General features: G+C 71.1%; 1 protein-coding gene. It reads left to right on the plus strand.

Features of this window, described 5'->3' with window-relative positions; genetic code table 11:
- Positions 1–82: 82 nt before the first annotated feature.
- Positions 83–3,952 (plus strand): alpha-L-arabinofuranosidase C-terminal domain-containing protein (locus ACFUVW_RS20045; protein WP_430573055.1); only part of this gene is annotated, 3,870 nt, incomplete at its 3' end.

Here is a 3,952-nt window from a genome sequence, read left to right on the forward strand (position 1 = left end):
GTCGGCCCCGCCGTCCCACGCACCCTCGCACCTGAAACCCCCGCCCCGGTACGACGACGTACGACACGGAGGATCTACAACGATGCATACCCGAACCAGGCAGCACAGGCCTCGATGGTCGGCGCCCCTGGCGCTGGCCCTCGCCCTCGCGCTGCCCGCCACGGCGGCCGCGGCCGTCCCCCCACGGGAGGCCCCGGACGCCCCCGCGGCGCCGACCACCCAGGCCGCCACGCCGGCGGCAGGCGACGGCTACGGCGCCTACGTCTTCCCCTACTTCGCCGGCGAGCAGGACGGCGGGGAGAAGATCTACCTGGCCGTCAGCGAGGCCGCCGACCCGACGGCGTGGACGACGCTCAACGGCGGCGAGCCCGTCCTCGAGTCCACGCTCGGCACGCAGGGCCTGCGCGACCCGTTCCTCACCCGCAACCCCGAGACCGGCCGGTACTACCTGCTCGCCACGGACCTCAAGATCGCGGGCGGCGGGAACTTCGGCGACGCCCAGGAGACCGGCAGCCGGTCGATGATGGTCTGGTGGTCGGACGACCTGGTCCACTGGTCCGACCAGCAGGAGGTCGAGCTCGCGCCCCCGGACGCCGGCAACCTCTGGGCCCCCGAGGCCACGTGGGACGCCGATGCCGGGCACTTCGTCGTCTACTGGGCGTCCGCGCTGTACCCGGACGACGTCGCGCCCGAGGACCGCGACATCGCGACGTCGTACCAGCGGATGCTGTCCGCCACGACGCCCGACTTCTCCGCGGGCAGCTTCTCCGAGCCGCAGGTGTGGATCGACGAGAAGCGCGGCGCGGGGCTCGGCATGATCGACTCGACGGTCGCAGAGCAGGACGGCACGTACTACCGCTTCACGAAGGACGAGGCGGACATGACCGTCCGCGAGGAGTCCTCCGACGACCTGTCCCGCACCCAGGGCGTGACCGAGGGCGACGGGTGGGACCTCGTGGCCGAGCGCGTCGGCGTGGGCGAGCCCAACCCGTGGGGCGGCGAGTTCACCGCCGGGGAGGGGCCCACGGTCTTCCCGTCCCTCACCGACGACTCGTGGTACATGATGATCGACCAGCCGTCGTACCACGGCGGCCAGGGGTACATGCTGTTCCGCACCGACGACCTGGCGAGCGGGGACTGGACGTCCGTGCCCGACGCCGAGCTGCCGAGCCACCCGCGGCACGGCACGGTGCTGCCCATCACCACGGCGGAGCAGCAGGCGCTGCTCGAGGCGTACCCCGAGGGCGAGCCGGAGGTCGTCGAGCAGCGGCTCACCATCGACTCGGCCGCCGACCGCACCGAGATGAGCGACGACCTGTACGGCGTCTTCTACGAGGACATCAACTACGCCGCCGACGGCGGCCTGTACGCCGAACTGGTGCGCAACCGGTCGTTCGAGTTCGCCAAGGAGGACAACGCGGGCTTCACCGGCCTGACCGGCTGGGAGAAGACGGGCGGCGGCGCCGTCGCCGTCGAGTCCGAGCGCGGCGAGTGGCTGAACGACAGCAACCGGCACTACCTCACGGTGACCTCCGACGGCACCACCGGCGTGGCCAACTCCTCGTACAACGAGGGCGTCGCGCTGAGCGAGGGGGAGTCGTACGACTTCTCCGTGTGGGCGCGCAGCGACGTCGCGCAGGACCTCACGGCGACCCTCGTGTCCGCCGACGGCGCGACGACCTACGGGACGGCGACGGTCGCCGTCGACGGCTCCGACGAGTGGGAGAAGCACACCGCGACGGTGACGGCGTCCGCGACGACGAACGCCGCCCGCCTCCGGGTCACCTCCGGCGCCGCGAGCACGCTGCGCCTCGACATGGTGTCGCTGTTCCCGCAGGACACGTGGGTGGGGCCGGTCAACGGCAGGAGCACGCTGCGCAAGGACCTCGCGGAGAAGGTCGCGGCGCTCGACCCGAGCTTCCTGCGGTTCCCGGGCGGCTGCGTCACCAACGTCGGCACCTTCGACTCCTACCTCGAGTCCGACGGCCAGGACCGGCAGCGGACGTACCAGTGGAAGGAGACCATCGGCCCGGTCGAGGAGCGCCCGACCAACTGGAACTTCTGGGGCTACAACCAGTCGTACGGCATCGGCTACCTCGAGTACCTGGAGTTCGCCGAGGACCTCGGCGCCTTCGCGCTGCCCGTCGTGTCGGTGGGCGCCAACGGCTGCGGGTCGCGCATCCCGGAGATGACCGACGAGCAGCGCCCGCGCTGGATCCAGGACACCCTCGACCTCATCGAGTTCGCCACCGGCGACACGGACACCGAGTGGGGCGCCAAGCGCGCCGAGCTCGGCCACCCGGAGCCGTTCGACATGCCGTACATCGGCCTGGGCAACGAGGAGAACACCCCGAAGTTCCAGGAGAACTTCCCGGCGTTCCGCGACGCCATCGAGGCGGAATTCCCCGACATCACGGTGATCTCCAACTCCGGGCCGGACGACGCCGGCACGCGCTTCGACGAGCTGTGGGACTTCAACCGCGAGCAGGGCGTCGCGATGGTCGACGAGCACTACTACAACGACCCGTCGTGGTTCCTGCAGAACACCGAGCGGTACGACTCGTACGACCGGAACGGGCCGCACGTCTTCCTCGGCGAGTACGCGTCGAAGGGCAACACCTTCGGCAACGCGCTCGCGGAGGCCGCGTACATGACGGGCCTGGAGCGCAACTCCGACGTCGTCGAGCTCGCCTCGTACGCGCCGATGTTCGCCAACGAGGACTACGTGCAGTGGTCGCCGGACATGATGTGGTTCGACAACGACCAGTCGTGGGGCTCGGTGAACTACTACACCCAGCAGCTGTTCATGACGAACGCCGGCGACCAGGTGGTGCCGTCGGAGCTCGGTGACGGGCCCGACGTCGTCCCGCCGGACGTCGAGGGCGGCGTCTTCCTGTCGACCTGGCTCACGCAGGCGCAGTACGACGACGTGAAGGTCACGGACAACGCCACGGGAGACGTGCTGTTCTCCGACGGCTTCGACGACGCCTCGTCGTGGGAGCCGCAGCGCGGCGACTGGTCCGTGTCCGACGGCGCGTACACCCAGTCCGACGCCGGCGTCGAGGACGCGCGCAGCATCGTCGCCGGCGCGTACGAGAAGGACTGGACGAACTACACGATGGAGGTCACCGCCCGGAAGACCGGGGGCGCGGAGGGCTTCCTCGTCGGCTTCGGCGCGGGAGCGAGCGACGACTTCTACTGGTGGAACGTCGGCGGCTGGGGCAACACCCGGTCCGTGCTGGAGCGGGCCGACGGCGCGCGCCAGGGCGAGGTCGCGGCGGCGGAGTCCTTCACGCCGCTGGAGAACGGTCGTGACTACCGGATCAAGGTCGTCGTCGAGGGCCGCACCATCGAGCTCTACCTCGACGGCGAGCTGCAGCTCACGTACACCGAGCCCGTGACGAAGTCGCTGTTCCAGGTCGTGACGCACGACGAGGAGACCGGTGAGCTCGTGGCCAAGGTGGTCAACGTCGGCGACGCCGTGGCGCGCACCGACGTCGAGGTCACGGGCGGTTTCGAGCCGGCCGCGACGGCACGGGTCACCGAGATGTCGGCCGACCCGTCGGCGACCAACACCAAGACAAGGCCCGAGCGCGTCGTCCCGGTGGACCGGACGTTCGAGGGGGCGGGGGCGTCGTTCACCTACGACTTCCCGGCGCACTCGATCACGTTCCTCCGGCTCGCCCCGGCGGACGAGCCGGGAACCGGGGACACGGCGAGCGCCGTGCGGGCGCAGGTGAAGCCGGCGTCCGTCGTGGCGGGCACCGACGCGCACGTCGCGGTCACGGTCACCGCCGCCGAGGGCCGCGGGTCGGCCCCCGCGGCCACCGGGACGGTGACGGTCGCGCTCGGCGACGAGACGGTCACCGCGGAGCTCGTCCGCGGCCGGGCGAGCGTCGTCGTGCCGACCGACGGCGTGCCTCCGGGCCGGCACGACGTCGTCGTCCGCTAC

The sequence above is a fragment of the Isoptericola sp. NPDC057391 genome (genome assembly GCF_042668085.1).
GTDB lineage: Bacteria > Actinomycetota > Actinomycetes > Actinomycetales > Cellulomonadaceae > Isoptericola.